The 23136-nt window shown below is 62.5% G+C and carries 19 protein-coding genes; 12 read left to right on the forward strand and 7 right to left on the reverse strand.

Features of this window, described 5'->3' with window-relative positions; all coding sequences use genetic code 11:
* Positions 1–44 precede the first annotated feature (44 nt).
* Positions 45–2708 (reverse strand): beta-N-acetylhexosaminidase, encoded by a 2664-nt coding sequence (locus ACB037_RS01430; protein WP_371174803.1) that lies wholly within the window; start codon positions 2706–2708, stop codon positions 45–47.
* A 122-nt stretch (positions 2709–2830) separates the two neighbouring features.
* Positions 2831–4285 (reverse strand): N-acetylglucosamine-specific PTS transporter subunit IIBC, encoded by a 1455-nt coding sequence (gene nagE / locus ACB037_RS01435; RefSeq protein WP_010674099.1) that lies wholly within the window; start codon positions 4283–4285, stop codon positions 2831–2833.
* A gap of 272 nt (positions 4286–4557) precedes the next feature.
* Between nagE and nagB the strand changes: the two genes are divergently transcribed.
* The 3 genes from nagB to ACB037_RS01450 are packed head-to-tail and all read left to right on the forward strand — an operon-like array spanning position 4558 to position 7732.
* Entirely contained in the window at positions 4558–5358 is an 801-nt protein-coding gene (nagB, locus tag ACB037_RS01440) for a glucosamine-6-phosphate deaminase (protein WP_010674098.1), read from the forward strand.
* A gap of 9 nt (positions 5359–5367) precedes the next feature.
* Positions 5368–6513 (forward strand): N-acetylglucosamine-6-phosphate deacetylase, encoded by a 1146-nt coding sequence (nagA, locus tag ACB037_RS01445; RefSeq protein ID WP_039039842.1) that lies wholly within the window; start codon positions 5368–5370, stop codon positions 6511–6513.
* Between the two features lie 4 nt (positions 6514–6517).
* On the forward strand, positions 6518–7732 hold the full coding sequence (locus ACB037_RS01450) for an ROK family protein (protein ID WP_010674096.1): 1215 nt from the start codon (positions 6518–6520) through the stop codon (positions 7730–7732).
* 69 nt (positions 7733–7801) lie between these two features.
* Here the strand turns inward: ACB037_RS01450 and ACB037_RS01455 are convergent, their stop codons facing one another.
* The 4 genes from ACB037_RS01455 to aspS form a co-directional block, all read right to left on the reverse strand.
* Positions 7802–7969, reverse strand: coding sequence for a hypothetical protein (locus ACB037_RS01455; protein WP_371174939.1), 168 nt, complete (start codon positions 7967–7969; stop codon positions 7802–7804).
* Positions 7926–9551, reverse strand: a complete 1626-nt coding sequence (locus tag ACB037_RS01460) for a phosphoethanolamine transferase (protein WP_041212708.1) — start codon at positions 9549–9551, stop codon at positions 7926–7928. Before ACB037_RS01460 ends, ACB037_RS01455 begins: the two co-directional genes overlap by 44 nt.
* Positions 9552–10081: 530 nt before the next feature.
* Positions 10082–10822: a YebC/PmpR family DNA-binding transcriptional regulator gene (locus ACB037_RS01465; RefSeq protein WP_010674094.1), complete on the reverse strand. Its 741-nt coding sequence runs from the start codon at positions 10820–10822 to the stop codon at positions 10082–10084.
* 100 nt (positions 10823–10922) lie between these two features.
* On the reverse strand, positions 10923–12689 hold the full coding sequence (gene aspS / locus ACB037_RS01470; RefSeq protein ID WP_010674093.1) for an aspartate--tRNA ligase: 1767 nt from the start codon (positions 12687–12689) through the stop codon (positions 10923–10925).
* A gap of 428 nt (positions 12690–13117) precedes the next feature.
* Between aspS and ACB037_RS01475 the strand changes: the two genes are divergently transcribed.
* The 8 genes from ACB037_RS01475 (at position 13118) to ACB037_RS01510 (ending at position 21138) form a co-directional block, all read left to right on the forward strand.
* A complete protein-coding gene (locus tag ACB037_RS01475; protein ID WP_371174804.1) occupies positions 13118–13966 on the forward strand; it encodes a DUF72 domain-containing protein in 849 nt (282 codons plus the stop codon).
* Between the two features lie 333 nt (positions 13967–14299).
* Positions 14300–15037: a carboxy-S-adenosyl-L-methionine synthase CmoA gene (cmoA, locus tag ACB037_RS01480; RefSeq protein ID WP_010674091.1), complete on the forward strand. Its 738-nt coding sequence runs from the start codon at positions 14300–14302 to the stop codon at positions 15035–15037.
* Between the two features lie 3 nt (positions 15038–15040).
* Positions 15041–16018, forward strand: coding sequence for a tRNA 5-methoxyuridine(34)/uridine 5-oxyacetic acid(34) synthase CmoB (gene cmoB, locus ACB037_RS01485; protein ID WP_045525287.1), 978 nt, complete (start codon positions 15041–15043; stop codon positions 16016–16018).
* An 82-nt stretch (positions 16019–16100) separates the two neighbouring features.
* Positions 16101–16859 (forward strand): ATP-dependent zinc protease, encoded by a 759-nt coding sequence (locus ACB037_RS01490; RefSeq protein WP_010674089.1) that lies wholly within the window; start codon positions 16101–16103, stop codon positions 16857–16859.
* Between the two features lie 3 nt (positions 16860–16862).
* Positions 16863–18401 carry an inactive transglutaminase family protein gene (locus ACB037_RS01495; RefSeq protein WP_010674088.1) on the forward strand — a complete coding sequence of 513 codons (1539 nt, stop codon included), beginning with the start codon at positions 16863–16865 and terminating at the stop codon, positions 18399–18401.
* 3 nt (positions 18402–18404) lie between these two features.
* Positions 18405–19370 (forward strand): alpha-L-glutamate ligase-like protein, encoded by a 966-nt coding sequence (locus ACB037_RS01500; RefSeq protein ID WP_010674087.1) that lies wholly within the window; start codon positions 18405–18407, stop codon positions 19368–19370.
* A gap of 297 nt (positions 19371–19667) precedes the next feature.
* The gene (locus ACB037_RS01505; protein ID WP_371174805.1) at positions 19668–20582 is read left to right on the forward strand and encodes a hydrogen peroxide-inducible genes activator; all 915 of its coding nucleotides are present in this window, start codon (positions 19668–19670) and stop codon (positions 20580–20582) included.
* Positions 20583–20688: 106 nt separating this feature from the next.
* Positions 20689–21138: a C40 family peptidase gene (locus ACB037_RS01510; protein ID WP_029314241.1), complete on the forward strand. Its 450-nt coding sequence runs from the start codon at positions 20689–20691 to the stop codon at positions 21136–21138.
* Between the two features lie 54 nt (positions 21139–21192).
* On the opposite strand, the gene ACB037_RS01515 is transcribed toward ACB037_RS01510, so the two are convergent.
* Positions 21193–21486, reverse strand: a complete 294-nt coding sequence (locus ACB037_RS01515) for a hypothetical protein (RefSeq protein ID WP_010674084.1) — start codon at positions 21484–21486, stop codon at positions 21193–21195.
* Positions 21487–21698: 212 nt separating this feature from the next.
* Between ACB037_RS01515 and ACB037_RS01520 the strand changes: the two genes are divergently transcribed.
* Positions 21699–23129 carry a coniferyl aldehyde dehydrogenase gene (locus ACB037_RS01520; RefSeq protein ID WP_371174806.1) on the forward strand — a complete coding sequence of 477 codons (1431 nt, stop codon included), beginning with the start codon at positions 21699–21701 and terminating at the stop codon, positions 23127–23129.
* Positions 23130–23136 lie beyond the last annotated feature (7 nt).

Below are 23136 nucleotides of genomic sequence, written 5' to 3' on the forward strand. Positions count from 1 at the left end.
CGGGTCTTGCGACCCACCTTGCGTTATGGATTGAAGGCTAGCTATCAGTTCAGCTCGGTGACGCGGCTGGTGCGCTTGCCATCGAAGCTGGTGGTACGCAGGTAGACCTTGCCATCCACGGTCGGCTTGGCGGCAGCGTCGTAGGCGCTCCAGCTCTTGCCATCCAGGCTGTACTGGATGGGCAGACCCGGCAGATCCACATTCGCTTCCAGCACACCGTTCACCACCTTGGCACCCGGTACGGAGAGGCGATATTCCACCCCGGCCTGGTCCAGCTTGGGCAGCACGCGCTGACCCAGCACGTTGGCAAACTGGTTCCACTCCTTGTTCAGGGTGGCCTTGTTGACATGCTTGGTGGTGCCGGAGAACTCGCGACCCTTCACGTAATCGAGCTCGAAGCCGCCCTTGTGCCAGGCGCGCTCGGCCACGGAGAAGATGCGCGGATAGACCATGTACTCGTACTGGGCATCGGTGCGCACGGTTTCACTCCATTGTTGACCGGAGATCCCCTTGAACTTGACCGGATCCTGGTCACCCTTGGCCACGAAGGCGTTGCCGTCGCGGTCAACCGAGGTCTCGGCGTTCTGCGGCAGGTTTTCCGGGGCGAAGGCGAACACCTTGCGGGTGTCGTTGAAGCGGGTTGCCCAGTAGTAGCCGCGCTCGGCAGGGTGTACCTCGTTCGGGAAGTCGAAGTAGAGGTAATCCGGGTTGGAGAGCACCACGTCATAGCCCTTGTGCGCCCACTTCATCGCCTCGTTGAAACCACCCCAGTAGAGGGTTTCCCAGAAGTTGACCCGGGTCTTGTCGGTGGCGAATACGCTGGCATCCGTGGCGTACTTCAGGCCATCTTCCCACGCCTGCAGGGTGGAGAAGCCGTGGCCCTTGACCATCTCGCTCACTTCCTTGGCAAAGTAGACCGGCAGCTCGGCCACGTCCTTGATCTTGCCATCGTCGATCATCTTCTGGCACATCGGGGACTTGCCGAACGGCTTGTCCTGCTTGCTGGAGTCGACGTTGCCCTTCCAGGCCACCAGATCTTCTTTCTTGGTGACGGCCGGATCCTGGTAACCACCGCCCTGCATGATGTTCTTCGCCTCGTCACCACCGTAGTGCCAGGCGGTCAGCGGCTGGCCGGCGGCCTGGTGCATCTGGGCCACTTCATCCATCACCTTGGCCACGAAGGTGGCGGCGCCCGGCTGGCAGGGGTTGATGAAGGACATCTTGTCGTAGAACTGCACCGAGGTGACGTTGGAGGTATCGGTCGGGTCGGTCAGACGGAACTGGTTCGCCTCGGCTTCTTTGCCCTCGCTCATCAGACGCTTGTAGCGCGCCTCCATGGAGACCACGGCGGCACGGGCGTGGGCCGGCATGTTGATCTCGGGGATCACGGTCACACCACGCGCCTTGGCATAGCGTACCAGGTCGATGTAGTCCGCCTTGCTGTAGAAACCGGAACCCTGGTTGTCGCTGGTGGGGCCGGAGCCGAGCTGCGGCATCAGGCACTTGGTTTCGGACTCGTCGTGGCAACGCTGGCTGCCGACGTCGGTCAGCTCCGACAGGCCCGGGATCTCCAGACGCCAGCCTTCATCGTTAGTCAGCCCCAGGTGCAGCACGTTGAGCTTCATGGCGGACATCTGATCCACCAGCTTCTTCATGGTCTCCGGGCTTCTGAAGTGACGGGCCACGTCGGTCTGCATGCCACGGTATTCAAAGCGCGGCGCATCCTCGACGCTCATCTGGCTCACCAGCTTGTCGTCAACGCCCAGCAGGGAGATCAGGGACTGGGCGCCCCAGAAGGCGCCGTCAACGTCGTGCCCCTGAATGACGGTGCCCTTCTGGCCGATGGTCATGTCGTAGCCTTCGGCCTGCTTGAGCTTGCTGCCGAGCTTGATGGTGACCGGGTAGCCGGTGTCGGAGAGGGTAACACCCAGCTTGGTCAGTTGCGCCTTCAGGGCCTCGGCGCGATCGCTCGGCAGGTCAAGGGCATTGAGCTTGATGGTGGAGAAGTCGACTTGCGGGCCGGCCTTGACCACCTGCTTCATCGGGCTTGGCAGGATGCGGTCGTCAATCTTGCCGGCAGGCAGCAGGGTACTGGTCTGGTTCGCGGCGAAACGGGTCTCGCTGTTCATCAGGATGTTGTTGTCATCCTTGGTGCGCTTCCAGCCATCGGCCGGCATCGGCTTCTCGTAGGTGCTGGCATCGTCGATGTTGCTCATGCTGGCCAGCACTTTCGGCTCGGCCCCTTCACTGGCGACATACCAGTTCGGCATGATGTCAGATTCGAACAATACCCAGTATTCCACCACCAGGGGCACCTCGACCGTGGCGTCCTTGGCAAAGCCCTGGAACTTCTCGGTCGGCGTCAAACGATAGAGGTCGCCGGTCAGGTGGGTGATGGTGAACTGGTCGTTGTCCACCCGCTGGATGCGGCGGATGGAGGAGACATAGATGCTCCAGTCCTTGGAGGTGACGTCGGCCCCGGTATTGGTCAGGTGCAGCTTGGCAACGCCGCAGCTTGCCCACTCGGAGCCCAGCGCCTGGCAGTCAAGACCGGCGCCGGCACCGTCATTGGTGACGACTTCGTACTTGACGACGAGGTTGCTGGCGAGGGCGTCGACCACCGCTTGCCTGGCAGCATCAGCTGCAAGTGCGGGACCGGCGAAAACGGTAGACATGGCAATGGCTAACAGAGAATGTTTCAAGTTCATAACTGCTGCTCTCATTTGAAGTAAAGGTTGGATTTTCTTGGCTTTTTTTATATGGGGCCCCGAGGCGGGGCCCTTAGTTATGTCAACAATGGACTTAGACTTGAGGTGAGCGAGTCGCTCGATTAACGCAGGGCTTTCATCTCACCGGCGATGATCTCGGCCAATGGGCCCAGAATCACCTGCAGGTTCTGCTCACCGAGCTTGACCACACCGGCCGCGCCCAGGGCTTTGAGCTTGCGCTCGTCAACGATGCTGCGGTCTTTCAGGGTCAGACGCAGACGGGTGATGCAGGCATCGATGGTCACCAGGTTGTCCTGACCACCCAGCACTTCCAGATACTGCTTGGCCAGCTCGGTGCGGTCGGTGGTTTGAGCCTGTACCGGCACGGCTTCGTCATCTTCACGACCCGGGGTTTTCAGGTTGAACTTGGCGATCACGGCGCGGAAGACCACGTAGTAGAGGCCGAAGAAGACCAGACCCTGTACCAGCAGCATGTACCACTGGGTCGCCAGCGGGTTGCGGCTGGAGAGCACCATATCCACCAGACCGGCGCTGAAGCCGAAACCGGCGATCCAGTGCATGGAGGCTGCGATGAACACGGAGATACCGGTCAGCAGGGCGTGGATGACGTACAGTACCGGCGCCACGAACATGAAGGAGAACTCGAGCGGCTCGGTCACCCCGGTGAAGAAGGCGGCAAAGGCGGCAGCGATCATGATGGACGCAACCTTCTCTTTGTTCTCTTTCTTCGCGCTGTGGTAGATGGCCAGTGCGGCACCCGGCAGACCGAACATCATGATGGGGAAGAAGCCGGCCTGGTACATGCCGGTCACGCCCACGACGGCCTTGCCGGCGTCGATGGAGGATTGGCCACCCAGGAAGTTCGGGATGTCGTTGATGCCGGCCACGTCGAACCAGAACACGGAGTTCAGGGCGTGGTGCAGACCGACCGGGATCAGCAGACGGTTGAAGAAGGCATAGATGCCGGCACCGGTGGAGCCCATGCTGACGATGGATTCACCGAAGCTCACCAGGCCACCGTAGATGACCGGCCAGACGGCCATCAGGATGAAGGAGACCACGATCATCACCACGGAGGTCACGATCGGCACCAGACGACGACCGGAGAAGAAGGCCAGCGCCTTGTGCAGCTCCACGCTGCTGAAGCGGTTGTACAGCTCAGCGGCGATCACACCACACAGGATGCCGACGAACTGGTTGCTGATCTTGGCAAAGGCTGCCGGCACCTGGTCGGCCGGGATACCCTTGATCTGGGCCACGGCGCCCGGGCTCAGCAGAGTGGTGACCACCAGGAAGCCGACCAGACCGGCCAGCGCGGCGGAACCGTCTTTATCCTTGGACATGCCGTAAGCGACGCCGACGGCGAACAGAATGGGCATACTGTCGATGATGGCGGCGCCCGCCTTGATCAGAAACGCAGCCAGAGGGCTTCCGCCACCCCAACCGTTCGGGTCAATCCAGTAGCCAATCCCCATCAGGATCGCGGCGGCAGGCAATACCGCTACCGGCACCATCAGGGCACGGCCGATCTTTTGCAAATAACCGAGAATGTTCACGGTTCCTCTCCTTAGTTGGTGTTTTTCTAGAAATTAAGTGCTTATCACGTTCGACGCATAAGCCATCAAGGCTTGATTGGCAGTCTATGTGTTTTATTTCGCTGCGCAAATTAATAAACCAGCTTTCGTGATCATTATCACTCAACAGAGATAAAGGTAGCCGATAGATGTGGCTTAGTTCGCAATCTTTATTTACGCTATAAAACAACTTGAATCCGTGTCTGGTCCCTTGCCGTCACTCCCTGTGCGGCAACCGTACTGAGGTATATAGAATGCGCCTGATCCCGTTGAAGTCTGCCAGCCAGGTGGGTCTCTGGTCTGCCCGTTACATCGTTGACCGCATCAATGCGTTCAAACCCACTGCCGAGCGCCCCTTCGTGCTGGGTCTGCCCACTGGCGGCACCCCGCTCAACACCTACAAGCGCCTGATTGAGCTGCATAAAGCCGGCGAGGTGAGCTTCCAGAACGTGGTCACCTTCAACATGGACGAGTACGTGGGGCTGCCCAAGGAACACCCGGAGAGCTACCACAGCTTCATGCACAACAACTTCTTCAATCACGTGGACATTCGCCCGGAAAACATCAACATCCTCAATGGCAACGCCGAGGATCTGGTGGCCGAGTGCCAGCGCTACGAAGACAAGATCAAGTCCTACGGCAAGATCCACCTGTTCATGGGTGGCGTCGGCAATGACGGCCACATCGCCTTCAACGAACCGGCCTCTTCCCTGGCTTCCCGTACCCGGGTCAAGACCCTGACCGAAGACACCCGCATCGCCAACTCCCGCTTCTTTGGCGGCGACATGGAGCAGGTGCCCAAGCTGGCCCTGACCGTGGGTGTCGGCACCCTGATGGACGCCGAAGAGATCCTGATCCTGGTGGTCGGTCACGCCAAGGCCCAGGCCCTGCAGGCCACCGTGGAGGGCAGCGTCAACCACATGTGGACCATCTCCACCCTGCAGCTGCATCCGAAAGGGATAGTGGTGTGCGACGAACCTTCCACCATGGAGTTGAAGGTCAAGACGGTGCGCTACTTCCAGCAACTGGAAGCCGACAATATCAAGCACCTCTGAGGAGCTCCCATGTACGCTCTGACTAATTGCACTCTCTACACCGGCAGCTGCGTGCTGACCGGTTATGGCGTGGTCATCGATGGCGACAAGATTGTCGCCATCTCCCGCCAGGCAGAACTGCCCGCCGGCATCGAGCAGATTGACCTCCAGGGCGCCAACCTCAGCGCCGGCTTTATCGACGTCCAGCTCAACGGCTGCGGTGGCGTCATGTTCAACGGTCACATCACCACGGACACCCTGGCCACCATGCAGGCGGCCAACCTGAAATCCGGGACAACCAGCTTCCTGCCGACCCTGATCACCAGCCCGGATGCGGACATGAAGCAGGCCGTCGCCGTCACCCGCGACTACATGGCCGCCCACCCCAACGAGGTGCTTGGCGTCCATCTGGAAGGGCCCTACACCAACCTCAAGCGCAAGGGGATCCACCCGGCCGAACAGATCCGCCAGCCCGCCGACGAGATGATCGACTTCTTCTGCGACAACGCGGACGCCATCGCCAAGATCACCCTGGCACCCGAGCGCAACAAGCCCGAGCACATCCGCCGTCTGGTGGAGGCCGGCATCCTGGTCTCCGCCGGCCACACCGCCGCCAACTACGACCAGGCCATGGCGGGCTTTGACAACGGCATGCGCTTTGCCACCCACCTCTACAACGCCATGACTCCGACCCTGAACGGTCGCGAGCCCGGCGTGGTCGGTGCCATCTACGATCGCAAGGATGTCTATGCGGGCATCATCGTCGACGGCCACCACGTACACTGGGCCAACGTGCGCCTGGCGCACAGGATGCTGGGGGAGCGGCTGGTGCTGGTCACCGATGCCACCGCGGCGGCAGGCGCACCGGAAGGCTTTGAGAAATTTGATTTTTGCGGCGCAACCGTCTATTTCCGCGATGGTCAGTGCGTCGATGAGAATGGTACACTCGGCGGCTCCGCCCTCACCATGATCGAAGGGGTGGAAAATCTGGTCAAACAGGTCGGATTGCCGCTCGACGAAGCACTGAGAATGGCCACCCTTTACCCCGCTCGCGCCATTGGATGGGACTCGCGTCTCGGTAGTATCCAGGTCGGAAAAATTGCCAACCTCACCGTCTTTGATCAGGCCTTCGCGGTCTGCGGGACCGTGGTTAACGGACACTACACAACACAGTGACACTATGACTGGCGGACAAATAGCAAACGTAGATCTTATCAAGCAGGTAAACAGTGCGGTCGTCTATCGCCTCATTGACCTGCAGGGGCCCATCTCGCGGGTCAAAATTGCCGAGTTGAGTCAGCTGGCCCCGGCCAGCGTGACCAAGATAACCCGGCAACTGATCGAGCACGGTCTCATCAGGGAAACCTCGCCGCAAGCCTCCACTGGCGGGCGCCGCGCCATCTCCCTGACCACCATCAAGCATCGCTTCCAGTTTGTGTCCGCCAAGCTGGGTCGCGGCTACCTGCAGCTCTCCCTGTATGACCTCGACGGCAAGGAGCTCGATCAGCACATCACCCAGGTGACCGAGATCGAGCAGCAACCGGTGGTGGACATGCTGCTGCGGGAGATTGGCGCCTTCATCGACGCCAATCAGGATCGCAGCCGCAACCTCATCAGCATCGCGCTGACCATGCCGGGTCTGGTCAACCCGGAATCCGGCATGGTCATCTACACCCCCACCTACCAGATCCGCAACCTGGGGCTCGCCAAGCTCCTGGAGCACCACTTCAACCTCCCCTGCTACGTGGGCAACGACACCCGTTCGCTGGCGCTGGCCGAACACTTCTTCGGCGAGTCCCGCGACTGCATGGACTCCATCCTGGTGAGTGTCCACCAGGGGACGGGCTCGGGCATCATCACCAAGGGCAAGGTGTTTCTCGGCCAGAACCGCAACGTCGGTGAAATAGGCCACATCCAGGTCGAACCCCTTGGCAAGCGCTGCCACTGCGGCAACTTCGGCTGCCTCGAGACCATCGCCTCCAACGAGGCCATCGTCGACAAGGTGAAGGAGCTCATCAGCCGCGGTCACCTGAGTTCGCTGCAAGAGAAGCACATCACCATCCAGGAGGTGTGCAAGGCGGCGGTGGCCGGTGACGAGCTGGCCCGCAGCGTGATCGAGAACGTGGGGGAGCACCTGGGGCGCGCCATCGCCATCACGGTCAACCTGTTCAACCCCCAGAAGGTGCTCATCGCCGGTGAAATCACCGCCGCCGAAGAGATCCTGATCCCGGCCATCCGCCGCTGTGTCGAGCACCAGTCTCTGCCAAGTTTCCATCGCGGCCTGCCCATCGTGAAGGCGCGCTTTCAGAACCAGCCCACCATCGGCGGCTTCGCCCTGGTCAAGCGCTCCCTGCTGGAAGGGGATCTGCTGCAGATCATCATGGAGCAGAAGTAAGGCCTACCCCTTCGGATACGAAAACGGCAGCCAGTGGCTGCCGTTTTTTTATGGTCTGTTTTCGCCGGTTCACCCCGCCCGGCACGGTTTGAACAGATCCAGCTTGCCGTCATAGACCTGGGTCTGCACGTCCATGATACCGAGCATGGTGCGGGGTAACAGGTTGTCGTGCCGCTCAACCGTTCTGGCCCATTCACCCCGCCCGGCACGGCTTGAACAGATCCAGCTTGCCGTCATAAACCTGGGTCTGCACGTCCATGATGCCGAGCATGGAGTGGAACAGGTTGTCGTGGGAGAAGCGCTTGCTGGCTGCCTCCTGTTGCAGGCAATCCAGATTGAGCTGACGGTCTGCCTGCAACTGGGGAGAGAACCAGGTCAGGAGCGGCACCCGGGTCTGATCGTCCGGTGCGAACTTGTAGGGGGTGCCGTGCAGATAGAGCCCCATGGCACCGAGGGATTCGCCGTGATCCGACAGATAGACCAGCCCCACGTTGTACTGGCTCTCCAGGCTCTTGAGCTTGTCGATGAGCTGGGCCAGCACCTTGTCGGTGTAGCGGATGGTGTTGTCATAGGTGTTCACCAGCTCTTCGTTGCTGCAGTTCTCGATGTCGCTGCGCGGGCAGTCCGGCAGGAAGACGCGATCGGCGGCCGGGTAGCGGCGATAGTAGGTCGGACCGTGGCTGCCCATCAGGTGGAAGGCCACCAGCTTGCTGCCCTGCTTGCCCTGCATGTCGGCGATCTGCTGATCCAGCCCCTGCAACAGCACCTCGTCATGACAGGCATTGCCGGAGCAGTATGCGGGGAATGCCTTGGGCTCAATCTCGATGGTGGGAACGTTTTTGCACACCCCCTTGCAGCCGCCGTCGTTTTCCTTCCAGAGCACCGAGATCCCGGCATGTTGCAGCACGTCCAGCAAGCCATCCTGGGACTGGGCCCTGGCCTCGTCATAGCCGCGCCGGGTCATGTTCGAGAACATGCAGGGCACGGAGAGCGCAGTGGCGGTGCCGCAGGAGCGCACGTTCCTGAACGAGACGACATTGGCCTCCTTCTCGGTGAAGCCGTTGGTCTCCTTCTTGTAGCCGTTGAGGGAGTAGTTCTGGCTGCGGGCCGTCTCCCCCACCACCAGGAACATCAGGGTCGGCTTCTCATGCTGGCCGATCACCCTGGCATCGGTGCCGATCTGCTGGTAGGGAATGGGAGTGGCGAAGACCACATCCCGGGCGTACTTGTAGAGCCCGTGCACATAGTTGGCGGGCACTATCTCCTTGCCGAGGGACTTGTTGTTTCGCCCGACCGAGGCGTAATCCTGGTAATAAAGGGCGGCAGCCCCCATCAGAAACAGCAAGGAGAGGGCGATGGAACCGAGGCGCAGACCCAGTCCCTTGTACCAGGGACGGGGGTACTCAATCTTCACCCACAGCAGGACCAGCACCGGCAGCAGGCCGGTCAGCAGGAACCAGAGCACCACGGAGCCGTTGAGGTAGGAGCCCGCCTCCCCGCTGTTGGTCTCGATGATGTTCTGCATCATGCCCATGTCGAAGATCACCCCGTACTTGAGCATGGCGTAGCTGACCAGGGAGCCGGTCAGGATGAGCAAGGCGAAAAAGGGCTTGAGCAGATAACGGAAGGTAAAGGGCAGGAACACCGCGTTGAGGGCCGCCACCAGTACCAGGGGAATGGAGAGGACAAACCCCGCCTTGACGTGTTCAAGGGCGCTGAGAATTCGATAAAAGTGCAGGAAAATGGGCCAGTTGAAGACCAGTGCAAACAGCAGCACCAGCAACAGATTGACCTTCATCACTCCCAGAGTGAGACGCATAGAGAGACTCCGACAAACCAGTGGAACTAACAACCTGCCAGCAGGCTTCGTGGTGACCATCCCGACACTCGGCCCTGAAAAACAGGACAAGAGCCAGGGAGGTCCAGATACGGGGTCATCCTAGGACGGCAAACTTAAGCGAACATTAAGAGAGGAAATCGAACCACAAGGGGAGGTGCGCGGTCTGGCACATAAAAAAACGGCAGCCCGGGCTGCCGTTCTTGCGAAGGTAAACAAGGTGTCGCACCTGTGTGTTCGCGAACCTGAACAGGGTCGCGGCAATCTCGTCGGAGCCGGGGAAGAGGACCGTTGTGGTCACCCTCCCCTTGCCCTGGGGATTACAGAGTCGCGGCGATCTCGTCGGAGCCGGAGGAGAGGACCGTTGTGGTCGCCCTCCCCCCTGCCCTGGGTTTCACAGCGTTCCCGAGAGACAATTACAGGGTCGCGGCAATCTCGTCGGAGCCGGGGAAGAGGACCGTTGTGGTCGCCCTCCCCTTGCCCTTGGGGATCACAGCGTTCCCGAGAGGCAATCACAGGGTCGCGGCGATCTCGTCGGAGATGGAGCCGTTGTGGTACACCTCCTGCACGTCGTCCAGATCTTCCAGCATGTCGATGAGGCGCATCAGCTTGGGCGCGGTCTCGGCATCCAGTTCCGCCTCGGTGGAGGGGATCATGGTCACTTCGGCGCTCTCGGGCTTGAAGCCGGCAGCTTCCAGACCGTCCAGCACGGTGCCGAAGTCGTTCGGGGTGGTGTAGACCTCGATGGTGCCATCTTCTTCGGTCACCACGTCGTCGGCACCGGCTTCCAGCGCAGCGTCCATCAGGGCGTCTTCATCGGCGCCCACGAAGGTCAGCACCCCCTTCTTGGTGAACAGATAGGCCACGGAGCCGTCGGTCCCCAGGTTGCCGCCGCACTTGCTGAAGGCGTGACGCACTTCGGCCACGGTACGGTTGCGGTTGTCGGTCAGGCACTCCACCATGACGGCGGAACCGGCCGGGCCGTACCCTTCGTACACGATGGTCTCGAGCTGCTCGCCGTCACCGCCGCCGGCCCCACGGGCGATGGCGCGGTTGATGGTGTCGCGGGTCATGTTGCTGGTCAGGGCTGCCGCCACCGCCGCACGCAGGCGGGGGTTGTTGGCAGGATCGGCATCACCCAGACGCGCGGAGGTGGTGATTTCGCGGATCAGCTTGGTGAAGATCTTGCCGCGCTTGGCGTCTTGCGCCGCCTTGCGGTGTTTGATGTTGGCCCATTTACTGTGACCTGCCATAGGGACTCTCCGTTATAGTTGGAAATTTCAGTAACACTGGTTGCGCCCAGGGGGAAACGGGAAAGGCCGCATCGCTGCGGCCTTTGTTGCCGATAACGGCTTATTCGTCACCCTTGACGGTGGTCGCAATCGCCAGCTCGCCCAGTTGGGCCGGGTTGGCAAAGCTCGGGGCGTCTGTCATCAGACAGGCGGCCGCCGTGGTTTTCGGGAAGGCGATGACATCCCGGATGTTGTCGGTGCCGGTCAGCAGCATGCTGAGGCGGTCCAGACCGAAGGCCAGGCCGGCGTGGGGCGGGGTGCCGTATTTCAGGGCATCCAGCAGGAAGCCGAACTTCAGGCGCTGCTCGTCCGGGGTGATCCCCAGGATGTCGAACACGGTGGACTGCATCTCGCTGTTGTGGATACGCACAGAGCCGCCACCCACTTCGTAGCCGTTGATCACCATGTCGTAGGCGTTGGCGTAAGCACCCACCGGGTTCGCTTTCAGCTCGGCCGGGCCCAGGTTGCTCGGGGCGGTGAAGGGGTGGTGCATGGCCGCCAGGCCGCCTTCGCCATCTTCTTCGAACATGGGGAAGTCGATGACCCACAAGGGCTTCCAGACGTTCTCCACCAGGCCCAGATCGCGGCCCACCTTCAGGCGCAGGGCGCCCATGGCATCGCACACCACTTTCTTGGAGTCGGCGCCGAAGAAGATGATGTCGCCATCCATCGCGCCGGTGCGGGCCAGGATCTCGCGCACGATGGCGTCGGAGAGGAACTTGGCCACCGGGGACTGCACCCCTTCGAGGCCGCTCCCGGCGTCGTTGACCTTCATCCAGGCCAGGCCCTTGGCACCGTAGATGCCGACGAACTTGGTGTACTCGTCGATCTGCTTGCGAGACAGCTCCGCGCCACCCGGTACCTTCAGGGCCGCCACACGGCCTTTCGGATCCTTGGCGGGGCCGGCGAACACGGCGAACTCCACCTCGGTCAAGAGATCTGCCACGTCCACCAGCTCCATCGGCAGGCGCAGGTCCGGCTTGTCGGAACCGAAGCGGCGCATGGCTTCGTCGAAGGTCATGATGGGGAAGTCACCCAGGTCCACGTTCAGGATGTGCAGCCAGAGCTTGCGGATCATCTCTTCCATGATTTCACGCACCTGGGGCGCGGTCATGAAGGAGGTCTCCACGTCGATCTGGGTGAATTCCGGCTGGCGGTCGGCACGCAGGTCTTCGTCGCGGAAGCACTTGACGATCTGGTAGTAGCGGTCGAAGCCGGACATCATCAGCAACTGCTTGAACAGCTGGGGGGACTGCGGCAGGGCGTAGAACTTGCCCTTGTGCACGCGGCTCGGCACCAGGTAGTCACGGGCCCCTTCCGGGGTCGCCTTGGTCAGCATCGGGGTCTCGATGTCGAGGAAGCCGTGCTCGTCCATGAAGCGGCGCACGAAGGCACTGGCCTTGGCACGGGTCTTCAGGTACTTGGCCATCTCGGGACGACGCAGGTCCAGGTAGCGGTACTTGAGGCTCACCTCTTCGCTGTTGACCTGGTTGAAGTCAAGGGGTAGCGGCTCGGCACGGTTGATGATGGTGAGCTCGTGGGCGAACACCTCGATGGCACCGGTGGCCATGTCGCTGTTGCGCTGGGAGTCGGGGCGGGTACGCACCACACCGGTCACCTGGATGCAGAACTCGCCGCGCAGCTCGGAGGCCAGGGCAAAGGCGTCCGGCTTGTCCGGATCGAAGAACACCTGCACGATGCCCTCGCGGTCGCGCATGTCGATAAAGATGAGGCCGCCGAGATCACGACGACGATGGACCCAACCGCACAATGTAATGGTCTGCCCGGCATGGGCCTCGTTGACCTGTCCGCAATAGATAGAGCGCATGGACTTCTTCCTTCGAAATGGTAGAGAGACGGTTCATCCTGGGTCGCCGGGCACGACTGGCAAGCACCGTCTGTCTCACAGCTGGCCAGATCCTGCTTCTTGCCCGGTTTGAAATCTGTCTCGGGTCATCCGGCTCCCCGAGCCGGATTCTTGCCGCCGCCCCAGGCATGCCCCCGCTCCCGACCGGGATGACGAGTGGGCGCCGGGGTATCGGCTGGCGTCGTTGTCTGGCCACTGCCGGGCCGCGATCATCGTCACCCGGGGGCTCGGTCGCGCGCATTACGACAATGTGGCAAACAAAAGGGTTGGCATTATAGAGGAAAACCTCCATTTGGGTAAAATGGCCCGCAGCCCCCTTTACCCTGTTTTTTGTTGTTCTGGCGCAAAAAGGAGGGCAAAAGTGCGCCAACCTGCCGACAGGAACCATCATGAGCCTCTATTTGGGCCTGCCCCAGTGGTCACACCCGGCCTGGCCCGGCCAGTTGCTGGGGATGAATGCCAGGCCCGCCGAGCACCTCGCCGACTATGCCCGGGTGTTCAACTCCGTGGAGGGCAACACCACCTTCTACGCCTCGCCGACCCCGGAGACGGTGCAGCGCTGGGCCGATGCGGTCCCCGACCACTTTCGCTTCAGCTTCAAGTTTCCCAAGGAGATCAGCCACCAGAGCGATCTGGTGAGCGCGGACAAACAGGTGACGGCCTTCATCCGCCTGCTGGCCCCCCTGCATGACAAGCTGGGGCTGCTCAAGCTGCAACTGCCCGCCCGCTTCGGGCCAGAGGGGCTGGCCCGTCTGGATGCCTTCTTCGCGCGGCTGCCCCAGGATTTCACCTATGCCCTCGAGGTGCGCCACCCCGATTTCTTCGCCAAGGGGGAGGCGGAACGGGCCCTCAACCGGATGCTGATGGCGCGGGGCATCAATCGCATCATGCTCGACAGCCGCCCGCTCTTCTCGGTGCCAGCCACCACGGCCGCCATGATCGATGCCCAGGGCAAGAAACCCAGGTTGCCGGTCCATCTGCTGGCCACGGGGGGTGCCCCGGTGGTGCGCCTGATTGGTTTGCCTCAAACCGAGGACAATCACCCATTTTTGCCACCATGGTTGCCACATTGGAAACAATGGCTCCAGGAGGGCAAGGATCTCTACCTCTTTGTTCACACCGCCGACAATGCCCGGGCCCCCGAACTCGCACGGCAGATCAGCCGCCTGCTCGGCCAGGAGATGGCCCCCTGGCCGGGAGAAAACGATCGCGCCCGCCAGGGGGTGCTGCCCTTTTGAGCGGCCCCCTCCCCGCCCCTTCTCCATCCCCAAAAAAAGCCGCTTTTTTTGTGGTCCCACCGGGGTTGGCGTCAAGACAAACGCCCGCCTTTCCTCTACACTAGCGCCCCAAGTAAGGTCCCGGGCCTGGGTGCATGGCAATGCGTTGCCCACCCCAGCCCGGCACCCTGAGGGCCCGGACCATGGCCCGTTGCGAACAGGGGCAGCCCGAAGGATCCCGGAGCAAGCCACCCCGTTCGTCAACCGGTGACGACGCCATTTCGATGTCCGTCCACCCAAGATTCAATTGAATAAAACAGCCGCCCACCACACCGGCTGTCAGGTTGCGTCAGCATGCACGATCAGATTTTTGCCGCCCCCATTGCCCGTCTGGGAGACTTCTGCTTTGACGAGCAGGTCGTCGACGTCTTCCCCGACATGATCCAGCGCTCGGTGCCCGGTTACAGCAACATCATCTCCGCCATCGGCATGATGGCCGCCCGCTACGCCCAGCCCCAGAGCCGCCTCTACGATCTCGGCTGCTCCCTCGGCGCCGCGACCCAGGCCATGCGCCGCCACGTCACCCAGCCCGGCTGCCAGATCACGGCGGTGGATCTCTCCCACCCCATGATCGAGCGGGCCCGCGCTCACCTCTCGGGCTTCAAGTCCGAGGTGCCGGTGGAGCTGGTGGAGGCGGACATCTGCGACATCCCCATCGAGAACGCCTCCGTGGTGGTGCTCAACTTCACCCTGCAGTTCGTCGCCCCCGAGAAGCGGGCCGCCCTCATCGCGCGCATCTTTGACGGCCTGCGCCCCGGCGGCATCCTCATCCTGAGCGAGAAGTTCCGCTTCGATGACGAGCAGGTCAACGAGCTGCTCATCGACTTGCACCTCGACTTCAAGCGGGCCAACGGCTACAGCGAGCTGGAAATCAGCCAGAAGCGCACCGCCCTTGAGAACGTGATGCGCACCGACACCCTGGCGGTCCATCAGGCGCGCCTGCGGGACGCCGGCTTCACCCACCTGGACCTCTGGTTCCAGTGCTTCAACTTCGGCTCCATGATTGCCATCAAAGCCAGCGACACCAACTAAGCCATGATCGATTTCGCCCATTTTTATCAACTGATCGCCAAGAACCGGTTGAGCCACTGGCTGCACACCCTGCCCGCCCAGCTGCACGCCTGGCAGCACGACAACCTGCACGGGGATCTGCCGCGCTGGAACCGCGCCCTCGCCAAGCTGCCCGTCGTGGTCCCCGGCCGGATCGAGCTCAAAGAGCGGGTCGCCATCGGCGGCCCCGATAGCCTGGGAGAGGGTGAGCGCAAGAAGACCGAGAGCCTGCTGCGCCAGCTCATGCCCTGGCGCAAGGGCCCCTTCCATGTGCACGGCATCCACATCGACACCGAGTGGCGCTCCGACTGGAAGTGGGATCGGGTGCTGCCCCACATCAGCCCGCTCCAGGGCCGCTACGTGCTGGACGTGGGCTGCGGCAGCGGCTACCACCTCTGGCGCATGGTGGGGGAAGGGGCGAAACTGGCGGTCGGCATCGACCCGAGCCCGCTGTTCCTCTGCCAGTTCGAAGCCATTCGCCACTTCGCAGGCAACGACCAGCGCGCCCACCTGCTGCCGCTCGGTATCCAGGAGCTGCCGGCGCTGCGGGCCTTTGACACCGTCTTCTCCATGGGGGTGCTCTATCATCGCAAGTCCCCCATCGAGCACATCGAGCAGTTGCGCAACCAGCTCAAAGACGATGGGGAGCTGGTGCTCGAGACCCTGGTGGTGGACGGCGACGAAAACCAGGTGCTGATGCCCTCCGATCGCTACGGCAAGATGCGCAACGTCTGGTTCCTCCCCTCGAGCGCGGCCCTCACACGCTGGGTCGAGCGCTGCGGGTTCACCGATGTGCGCATCGTCGACGAGAATATGACCAGCACCGACGAACAGCGTCGTACCGACTGGATGATTAACGAGTCCCTGAGTGACTATCTGGATCCACACAATCCTGCACTCACGGTCGAAGGATACCCGGCACCCAAACGTGCCGTACTGATCGCCAGAAAGGCCAAAGACTAGCCGATGGCGGCTGTGGAAGTTACACTGACCCAATTCCAGGAAGCACAGTTAAATGAATGACATGAAAAGCAAATTAAAAGGAATGACCCTGCTCTCCCTGCTCAGTCTCGGCGGGTGTGTCAGTATGGAAAAAGCCCCCCCGGCCCCGACCCTGACGCTGGCCGAGCTGCGCAACGAGATCTCGTTGAGCGAGCAACGTCTGCAAACATCCATGGAACAGCAACAGAAGCAGTATGTGCAGCAACAGCACCTGCTGGTTCAGCTCAACACCGATGTCACCAACATGAAAGAGTCCGTGAAGAAAGTCGACAGCAAGCTGGCTACCCTGCCTCCCGAGCCGCCCAAGGCCATGCCCATTCCCACCGAGAAGTGCCCGGCGCCGAGCCAGGGCCACACCGTCGATGGCAAGCTGCTGGTGGGTGAAGCGGAGTGGATCTGGGTTGACGCCGCCAACGACGCCTTCCAGGCCCGGGTCGACACCGGCGCCACCACCTCCTCCATCAGCGCCCAGGAGATCACCATCTTCGAGCGCAACGGCAAGAACTGGGTGCGCTTCTTCCTGAGCCACCAGGAGATGGACGACAAGATCCAGATTGAAGCGCCCCTGGTGCGTCACGTGCGGGTCCGTCAGGCTTCCGCCGACGATCTCGACCGTCGCCCCGTGGTCCGCCTCGCCGTGCGCATCGGCGACATGACCGAGAAGGCCGAATTTACCCTGAAGGACCGCAGCGACATGACCTTCCCCGTGCTGCTGGGCCGTGAATTCCTCAAAGACATTGCCGTGGTCGACGTGGCCCGCGAATATATCCAACCCAAACCCAAGCTCAAGGATGTGAAATAATCCATGGTTTCCCGTAAGCCGTTCTATCTGCTGGTCGCCCTGCTCTACATCGTCGGCCTGGGGATGACCTTCTATCATCACATCGCGCTGGACGTCCCGCTCACGCCGGGTGAAAAGCGCCAGATCTGGTCCATCGAAGCCAAGCTCGAATTCGAGGCCACCGGCGAGCCGGTGATCGCCTCCCTGGCCATTCCGGGCACCCAGCCCGGCTTCACCCTGATGAACGAGAACGCCGCGAGCCCGGGCTATGGCCTGTCGTTCGTGGAAAAAGACGGGGATGCCCGCGCCGAGTGGTCCATCCGCACCGCCTCCGGCCGTCAGGAGCTCTACTACCGGGTCGACATGATGGCCGATGCCCATGCCAAGCCCGCCGCCAACCCGCAGCCGCCCGCCATCGAGAAGCAGATCGAGAGCGAGCCCTACGCCACGGCCATGAAGCAGATCCTGGAGCGCGCCCAGGAGCGCTCCGCCGACGGCTACACCCTGACCCGCGAGATCATCAAGGAGATCGAGAAGCAGGAACAGAATGCCGAGCTGCTCAAGTCCCACAAGAGCCGCGCCAATCTGATTGCCGAGCTGCTCAACAACGCGGACGTCCCGGCCCGGGTGGTTCACGCCCTCAGCCTGGAAGATGGCCGTCGCCGTCAGGAGCTGGTGGATTACCTGCAGGTCTTCAACAGCCCGACCGACTACAAGCTGTTCAACCCGCAAAGCGGTGAACAGGGTCAACCGGCCAACCTGCTGCTGTGGGAGTACAACTCCGGCGCCCTCCTGGACGTCACCGGCGGTCACAACTCCCGCGTCACCTTCTCGATGATCGAGCAGGAGCAACCGGTCAACGTGGCCCTGGCCCAGAAGTTCGAAAAATCCGAGATGATGAACTTCTCCATCCACAGCCTGCCCCTGGAAGAGCAAGCCCTGTTCAAGGGTCTGCTGCTCATCCCCATCGGCGTGCTGATGGTGGTGTTCCTGCGGGTCATCGTGGGGATCAAGACCTCCGGCACCTTCATGCCGGTGCTGATCGCGGTCGCCTTCATCCAGACCTCGCTGGTCACCGGCCTCATCGGCTTCCTGCTGATCGTCGGCACCGGCCTGGTGATCCGCTCCTACCTCTCGAGGCTGAACCTGCTGCTGGTCGCCCGAATATCGGCGATCATCATCATGGTGATCTCGATGATCGGCATCTTCTCTGCGTTCGCCTTCAAGCTGGGGCTGACCGACGGCATGAAGATCACCTTCTTCCCGATGATCATCCTCTCCTGGACCATCGAGCGCATGTCCATCCTGTGGGAAGAAGAGGGTCCCAAAGAGGTGTTCCGCCAGGGCGGCGGCTCCCTGCTGGTGGCGGTCATCGCCTACCTGGCCATGGACAACGAGCTCATTCGTCACCTCACCTTCAACTTCCTCGGCCTGCAGCTGGTGCTGATGGCGACCGTGCTGTTGATGGGTAACTACACCGGCTACAAGCTGAGCGAGCTCAAGCGCTTCAAGCCGCTGGTGGACGAGATGAAGTCTGGTGCCACCCCGGGTAAGGACAAGTAACAGATGTGGTTCTGGCAGAAATACACCAGTCCGTGGAGCCTGTCCCAGGCAGGCATCCTCGGCATGAACAAGCGCAACCACTCCTACATCAGCCGCTACAACCCGCGCCGCCTCTATCCGCTGGTGGATGACAAGCTCAAGACCAAGCGCATCGCGCTGGATGCGGGGGTGACGGTGCCTGAACTCATCGGCACCATCCGCGAGCAGCACGACGTGACTCGCATCACCGCGCTGGTGAAGGACTGGCCGGGCTTCTGCATCAAGCCGGCCCGCGGCTCCGGCGGCAAGGGGATCCTGGTGATCCTGCGCCAGGAGGACGGCCTCTTCTACAAGCCCAACGGCAGCGCCGCCAACGGCCAGGATCTGGAGCGCCATGTCTCCAACATCCTGGCGGGACTCTATTCCCTCGGCGGCAAGCCCGACGTGGCGCTGGTGGAAGGGCTCATCAACTTCGACGACGTGTTCGACGGCTACTCCTTCGAAGGGGTCCCCGATGCCCGGGTGATCATCTTCAAGGGGTTCCCGGTGATGGCCATGATGCGCCTCTCGACCTCGGCTTCCGATGGCAAGGCGAACCTGCACCAGGGCGCCGTGGGGGTAGGCCTGTGCCTGCGCACCGGCCGCGCCCTGCGGGCGGTGCAGTTTGGCAACCCGCTGCGCCACCACCCGGACACCGGCCTGGATCTCTACGATCTGAAGGTGCCCCACTGGGACACCCTGCTCAACCTGGCGGCCTCCTGCTACGAGATGTCCGGTCTTGGCTACATCGGGACCGACATGGTGCTGGACAAGTTCCGCGGCCCCATGCTGCTGGAGCTCAACGCCCGTCCGGGCCTTGCCATCCAGATCGCCAACGGTCGCGGCCTGGTGCCCAACCTCAAGACCATCGAGAAGCTGGGTCAGGTCAAGATGAACGTGGAGCAGCGGGTCAACTTCGCCAAGGATCACTTCGGTATCTTCGACGAATAGTCCGCCCCCCTTCTGCAAAAACGCGCCCACCGGCGCGTTTTTTTATGGCCGCTCCTGCGCGCAGGGCGCCCCGCCCGAAGGCCGATCCCCGTCACATCCCATGGCGGCACCCCTTCAATGGCGCGGCACAAGGGGATAAGCTCCTGACCAATGAGGGGTGGCCAGCCCATCGGAGCAGGCCACCCCATTTGCGTGAGGCAGTGCGCCTGCCAGGGGGCACCGATTTGTCGGCGACAACGGGGCTTCTCGATGGTAGATTAATCAAATCAAATAGATAGCATCGATCGGGTTTCTCCTATGCAACGTTGGCCCAGCCTGAAGCAGCTCCAGTATCTGGTCGCTCTGGACGAGCACAAGAATTTCAACCGCGCCGCCAAGGCCTGCCATGTCAGCCAGTCGACCCTGAGTACCGGGATCCAGACCCTGGAGGACATGATGAACCTGCAACTGGTAGAGCGGGATCACAAGAGCTTCATCATGACGCCGGTCGGCATGGAAATCGTGGCGCGGGCGCGCAACCTGCTCTCCGACGCCCGGGATCTGATGGAGCTGGGGCAGCAGCAGGGGGGCGTCATGCACGGCACGGTACGCCTGGGCTGCATCCCCACCATCGCCCCCTTCCTGCTGAGCAAGCTGCTGCAGGTGTGCGGCAAGGCCTATCCGGATCTGGAGCTGCTGCTGCGGGAAGACACCACCACCAATCTGCTCAAGCAGCTGGAGCAGGGGCAGCTCGATCTGCTGATCCTGGCGCTGCCGGTGGAGATCGGCGGCTTCCACAGCAAGACCGTCGGCCAGGATCCCTTCCACATGGTGATGCCCTCCCACATGGCGGCGGGCCTGCACATGCCGTTCGACTACAAGGAGCTGCCCAACCAGAGCATCTTCCTGCTGGAGCGGGAGCACTGCCTGACGGAGCACGCGGTGAGCGCCTGTCGGCTGCGGGACAGGAGCAAGATCAACCCGTTCGCCGCCACCAGCCTGCACACCCTGGTGCAGATGGTGGGGGCCGGTCTTGGCACCACCTTCCTGCCCCAGATGGCCATAGATGCGGGCATCCTCGACAACACGGACCTGGTGGCCATCCCCCTGCCCGGGGAGAAACCCTATCGGGAGATAGGCCTGGTGTGGCGCCCCAGCACCACCCGGGTGCAGACCTTCTACAAGATTGCCGAGCTGCTGACGCCGCTCATTACCCCCAAACCGGCGGGGTGATCCAGTGGCTGCCCCCACAGGCGGCCACTCGTCAATGCCGTTGTCATTCAGGTTCCAGGCAGGATCATCGTCTATGATGAACCCCGTGCCCTATCAAGGAGTTGAGATGTTTCGCACCTTGCTGCTGCCCCTGCTGGCCCTGCTTCTCGCCGCCTGCTCCAGCACGCCGGAGCCTCCCCCTCCCGTGCGCCAGAGCGGCGCATTCGACAACTTCTATCAGCAGTGGCGCGGCGTGCCCTATCGCATGGGCGGTACCAGCCGCGCCGGTCTCGACTGCTCCGCCTTCACCCAGCTCGCCTACAGCCAGGTGCTGGGCTTCACCCTGCCCCGCACCACGGAATCCCAGGCGAGCCTCGGCCGCCCGGTGGACAGATACCGTCTCCAGCACGGGGACCTGGTCTTCTTCAAGACCGGCTGGCAGCAGTACCACGTCGGGGTCTACACCGGGGCAGGTGAGTTCATCCACGCCTCCACCAGCAAGGGCGTGATCCGCTCGCGCCTCGACAACGTCTACTGGAACAGCCGCTACTGGCAGGCCCGCAGGCTGGTCCAGTAGGTGCGACCCCAAACATGAAAAGGCCCCGAGGGGCCTTTTCATGTTGTTGCCGGGTCAGTGCTTGCGGTGCCAGCGGGGCGAGGTGGCGCGCTCTCCCCAGGGGGTCATGCAGGGCAGCAGGGCCCCCTCGATGACGCCCTCATGGCTCGCCAGCGCCAGGGCAATCTTCTCGTGGAGCAGGCGCAGCAGGTTCTTCTCCTGGCCCGCCAGGGAGTGGCCTGCGGCGAAATACTCCTGCTGATGTTGCAGCGCCAGCTTCTGGGCAAACTCATAGGTATTGAAACTGTCCGGCATGCGCGCGATCACGTCATCCAGCCGGGCCAGCAGGCTATGCAATTCCCTGGTCATGTGCGGTTCTCCCTCCGAGTTGGTGACCCACAATTACCCCTTATTAGATAGAAGACCAATCCGGATGCCTCAAAAATGGGAGCCCGGACACAGTTCCGGACAACGCTGCCCACTGGCAGCCACCCTCTGCCCTCGCCCGGTTTACAAGTCGACAACGAATCGCTAGATTTGGACCGACTAATCAGTCGGTCACTTTTCGTGCGGAGCATGCCATGGACACCACCGTCACCCCCGCCTCACCGGACAAGTTCTCCCTCCCCGAGCAACTGCATCGGCTCAGGCAGGCCAGCCAGGCCACCCCCATGCCGGATCTGGCGTCCCGCCGCGCCAGACTTGACGCCCTCAAGCAGGGGCTGCTGCGCCACAAACAGGCACTGTGTCAGGCCCTGGCCCGGGACTACGGCCAGCGCAGCGATTACGACAGCCTGATCGCCGATGTGCTCCCCTGCGTCATGCAGATCAATTACACCCTGAAACGGCTCAAGGGGTGGATGAAACCGGAGCGCCGTCATCCCGGCCTGCTGCTGGCCCCCGCCAGGGTCGAGGTGCACTATCAGCCCCTCGGCGTGGTCGGCATCATGGTGCCCTGGAATTTCCCGGTGATGCTGAGCCTCGGGCCCCTCATCGGCGCCCTCGCCGCCGGCAACCGCGCCATGATCAAGCTCTCCGAGTTCACCCCTCACACCAACGCCGTGCTGCGCTCCCTGCTTGATGAGGCCCTCGGCGGTGACGAGGTGGTGGTCATCGAGGGGGATGCGGAGATCGCGGCCGCCTTCAGCGCCCTCCCCTTCGACCATCTCATCTTCACCGGCTCCACGGCGGTGGGTCGGCTGGTGATGGCCGCGGCCGCCCCCCAGCTCACCCCCCTCACCCTGGAGCTCGGCGGCAAGAGCCCCTGTCTCATCGCCCCCGACATGCCCCTGGCACTGGCGGTGGAGCGGATGATCTTCGGCAAGAGCCTCAACGCCGGCCAGATCTGCGTGGCCCCCGACTACGTGCTGCTGCCGAAGGGGCAGGAGCAGGCCTTCATCGAGGCCTATCAGGCCCATTTTCGCCGCCTCTACCCCAAAGGGCTCGAGAGCCCGGATTATGGCGCCATCATCAACGCCCACCAGTACGAGCGGCTCACCGCCTGGCTGGAGGAGGCGAGGCAGGCCGGCGCCCAGATCCACCCCTGCGTCACGCCCGCCCGGGATGACGCCACCCGCAAGCTGGTGCCCCACCTGCTGACCGAGGTGCCCGGCCACTGCCAGGTGATGCAGCAGGAGATCTTCGGCCCCCTGCTGCCCCTGGTGCCCTATGACGACATCGAGGAGGCCCTAGCCTATGTGGCGGCCCGGCCCCGCCCCCTGGCGCTCTATCTGATGAGCCTGGACGAGACGCTGCAGCGCCGCCTCATCCGGGAGACTCACGCCGGGGGCATGGCCATCAACGAGAGCCTGTTCCAGGTGGCGGCGGACGATGCCCCCTTCGGCGGCATCGGTCCCTCCGGCATGGGCCACTATCACGGCCGCGAGGGGTTTCTCACCTTCTCCAAGGCGAAAACCGTGCTGCGTCGCGGACGCTTCAGCACAGGCTCCCTCATTCATCCCCCCTATCGGCGCTGGTACCAGCGGCTGATGATGGCCCTGTTCCTGCGCTAGGAGGCGA

The sequence above is a fragment of the Aeromonas sp. S19(2024) genome, assembly GCF_041402625.1.
Classification (GTDB): domain Bacteria; phylum Pseudomonadota; class Gammaproteobacteria; order Enterobacterales; family Aeromonadaceae; genus Aeromonas; species Aeromonas caviae.